At 76.7% G+C, this 3,661-nt stretch carries 3 protein-coding genes; 2 read left to right on the top strand and 1 reads right to left on the bottom strand.

The window, feature by feature from the left end; all coding sequences use genetic code 11:
- Positions 1–607 (top strand): hypothetical protein (locus FA014_RS20310; RefSeq protein WP_195969377.1); only part of this gene is annotated, 607 nt, incomplete at its 5' end.
- Between the two features lie 64 nt (positions 608–671).
- Positions 672–1,898, top strand: a complete 1,227-nt coding sequence (locus FA014_RS18735; RefSeq protein WP_230323412.1) for a glycosyltransferase family 4 protein — start codon at positions 672–674, stop codon at positions 1,896–1,898.
- Between the two features lie 230 nt (positions 1,899–2,128).
- On the opposite strand, the gene rho is transcribed toward FA014_RS18735, so the two are convergent.
- Positions 2,129–3,661: transcription termination factor Rho (rho, locus tag FA014_RS18740; RefSeq protein ID WP_154731126.1), on the bottom strand; the 1,533-nt coding region annotated here is incomplete at its 5' end.

Consider the following 3,661-nt stretch of genomic DNA (forward strand, 5'->3'; position numbering starts at 1 on the left):
GCAGCAGCCCGGCGCCCCCGCGGCCGGCTGCACCGGGACCGGCGCCGCGGCGCCCGCCGCCGCGGCCGCCGTCGAGACGATCGACCTCGACGGCGACGGCGTGGGCGACGCGCTGTGGATCGCCGACGACGGCGGCACCCGCACCGTCGGCGTCACCACCGCGGGCGGCGCCACGCTCACCCACCCCGTCGACCTCGCCGGGCCCGCCGGCGCCACCGCCTTCGCGCTGCGCCCCGACCCCGCCGGCCCCGCGATGGTCCTGGTCTCCGACAACCGCGTCGCCGACCTGCTCGTCGTGCAGGACTGCGCGCTGGTCGACGCCACCGACACCCGGGGCGAGCCCTGGCAGTTCGACCAGGGGTTCGCCGGCCAGGGCACCGGCGTCGGCTGCGTCGACCTCGACGGGGACGGCACCCTCGACCTCGCCGGGCTGAACCTGGTCGACGACACCGTGACCCGCACGCAGATCCGGGTCGACGGGACCGTGGCGTCGGCCGGGGCGTCGGACCAGGTCGCCGCGGGCACCGACGCCGCGCGGGAGTCGGCGCGGGCGATCACCTGCGGCGACCGGACCCTGGCCGCCGACGGGGTGCACGAGCCCGCCTGACGCCGGGCGCCCGGGCCCCGGCGCCCGGTCCGGCACCCGGCGCGGCGCCCCTACGATGGCGCGCATGCTCCGCATCGGCCTGGTGATCGACGACGGCCTCGACAAGCCGGACGGGGTGCAGCAGATCGTGCTCACCCTCGGCCGCCGGCTCGCCGCCCTCGGCCACGAGGTGCACTACCTCACCTCGAGCACCGAGCGCACCGACCTGCCCCACCTGCACGTGCTGGGCCGCACCGTCTCCGTGCGGTTCAACGGCAACCGGCTCCGCAGCCCGCTGCCCGCCCGGCGCGCGGACGTCCGCCGGGTGCTCGCCGAGGTCCCGTTCGACGTCCTGCACGTCACCATGCCTTACAGTCCGCTGCTCGCCGGGCGGGTCGTCTCCGCGGCCTCGCCGCGCACCGCCGTCGTCGGGCAGTTCGTGATCTACCCGCAGGACCGGCCGACCCGGTGGGGCATCCGGGCGCTCGGTCTGCTGGAGCGGCGGCGGCTGCGGCGGTTCGACGCCATCAGCGCGCTGTCCGAGGCGGCGCGGGAGTCGGTGCGCGCGGGCTTCGGGCGGGACGACGTGCCGGTCATCGGCGGCCCGGTGGAGCTGGGCGGGCCGGTGCAGCCGGGCGGCCCGGTCGAGCCGGGCGGGGCGGTCGAGCCGCGCGGCGAGGTCGCACCGGGGGCGCCGGTCGCGCCGGGCGAGCACGCGGAGCCGGGCGACCCCGGCGACCGCCCCGTCCGGATCGTGTTCCTCGGCCGCCTGGTGGAGCGCAAGGGCCCGCGCGAGCTGCTCGCCGCGGTCGCCGCGATGCCGGCCTCCCGCCCGTGGACGCTGACCCTCGCCGGCCGCGGTCCCCTCCTCGAGGACCTGCGCGAGCGGGCCCGCGCCGCCGGGATCGCCGACCGCGTCGACTTCCCCGGCTTCGTCGCCGAGGAGGACAAGGCCGCGCTGCTCGCCGGGGCGGACGTCGTCGCCCTGCCGTCCACCGGCGGCGAGAGCTTCGGCATGTCCGTGGTCGAGGCCCTGGCCGACGCCGGCGGCGTCGTGCTCGCCGGCGACAACCCGGGCTACCGCACGCCGATGGCGGGCCTGGAGGACCAGCTCGTCGACCCCGGGGACACCGCGGCGTTCGCCCGCACGCTGGCGCGCTGGGTCGACGACCCGGCGGCGCGCGCGGCGGCCCGGTCCCCGCAGCGCGCCGCCGCGCAGCGGTTCGAGGCCGGCGCGATCACCGAGCAGACGCTGGCCTGGTACGAGGCGGCGATCGCCGCCCGCCGCGCGGACGCCCGCGCCCCACGCTGACCCGCACGCCCGCTGCGCCCCCGGCGCGCGTGCGCCCTCCCCGCGCGCGCCTCACGCCCTCCCCGCGCGCATCTCGCCGAGTCTCCACTTCTCGCCTGTGCCCGACAGTCCCGGCACAGGCGAGAAACGGAGACTCGGCGCCGGGGGCCGGGGGGGACGCCGAGGGGCGCCGGGGACGCACGACGGGGCGGCACCCCCGGGAGGGTGCCGCCCCGTCGGGGGTGACCTCGTCAGACGATCGCGCGGGTCTGCGCCTCGTCGTGGTGGCCGTGGCCGTTCTGGGCCGGGGTCGTCTTCTGGACCTGGAGCAGGAACTCGACGTTGCTCTTGGTCTCGCGGAGCTTGCCGAGCAGCAGCTCGATCGCCTGCTGCTGGTCCAGCGCGCCCATGACGCGGCGGAGCTTCCAGATGATCTTGAGCTCGTCCGGGGCGATGAGGATCTCCTCGCGCCGGGTGCCGGACGCGTTGACGTCCACCGCCGGGAAGATCCGCTTGTCCGCGAGCGACCGGGAGAGCCGCAGCTCCATGTTCCCGGTGCCCTTGAACTCCTCGAAGATGACCTCGTCCATCTTGGAGCCCGTCTCCACCAGCGCCGAGGCGAGGATGGTGAGCGAGCCGCCGTGCTCGATGTTCCGAGCCGCGCCGAAGAACCGCTTCGGCGGGTAGAGCGCCGAGGCGTCCACACCGCCGGACAGGATGCGCCCGGAGGCCGGGGCCGCCAGGTTGTACGCGCGGGACAGGCGGGTCAGCGAGTCGAGCAGCACGACGACGTCCTGGCCGAGCTCGACCAGGCGCTTCGCGCGCTCGATCGCGAGCTCCGCGACCATCGTGTGGTCCGAGGCGGGGCGGTCGAAGGTCGAGGCGATGACCTCGCCCTTCACGGTCCGCTCCATGTCCGTGACCTCCTCGGGGCGCTCGTCGACGAGCACGACCATGAGGTGGACCTCGGGGTTGTTCGCGGTGATCGCGTTGGCGATCTGCTGCATGATGATCGTCTTGCCGGCCTTCGGGGGCGCGACGATCAGGCCGCGCTGACCCTTGCCGATGGGGGCGACGATGTCGATGACCCGCGGCGTCAGGTGGTTCGACTCGTTCTCGAGGCGCAGCCGGTCCTGCGGGTACAGCGGGGTCAGCTTGGTGAACTCGGGGCGGGTGCGCGCCTGCTCCGGCGCCATCCCGTTGACCGTGTCGAGCCGCACGAGCGCGTTGGCCTTGTTCGGCCGGCCCGCGCCGGCCTGGGCCTGCCCCTGCTGCTCGCCCTCGCGGGGCGCGCGCACGGCACCGGTGATGGCGTCGCCGCGGCGCAGACCGGCCTTGCGGACCTGCGCGAGCGGCAGGTACACGTCGTTCGGGCCGGGCAGGTACCCGCTGGTGCGGACGAACGCGTAGGAGTCCAGCACGTCGAGGATGCCGGCGACCGGGACGAGCACGTCGTCCTCGGCGATCTCCACCTCCTCGTACGGCAGGTCGCCCACGCCGCCGCGCTGGCCGCGGCCGCGCTTGCGGCCGTCGCGGTCGCGGTACCGGTCGCGCGAGCGCCGGCGGCGGCCGCCGCGCTCGTCGTCGTCCTGGCCGGCGTCCTGCTCGGACGGCTGGCCGGCCGGGCGCTGCTGGTCCTGCTGCTGGCGCTGGCGCTGGGCGTCGGGCTGCTGCTCGCGGCGCTCGCCGCGCTCGGGCCGGTCACCGCGGTCGCCGCGGTCGCCCCCGGTGGTGGGCCCCTCGGGCAGCGTCACGTCGACGGTGGGCGCGCCGGCGCCGCGGCC

It is taken from the genome of Cellulomonas hominis (assembly GCF_005239125.1).
Lineage (GTDB): Bacteria > Actinomycetota > Actinomycetes > Actinomycetales > Cellulomonadaceae > Cellulomonas > Cellulomonas hominis_A.

Bases quoted from the DNA above. Each gene is read 5' to 3' on its own strand.
- FA014_RS18735 (WP_230323412.1), top strand. From the start codon at position 672: ATGCTCCGCATCGGCCTGGTGATCGACGACGGCCTCGACAAGCCGGAC.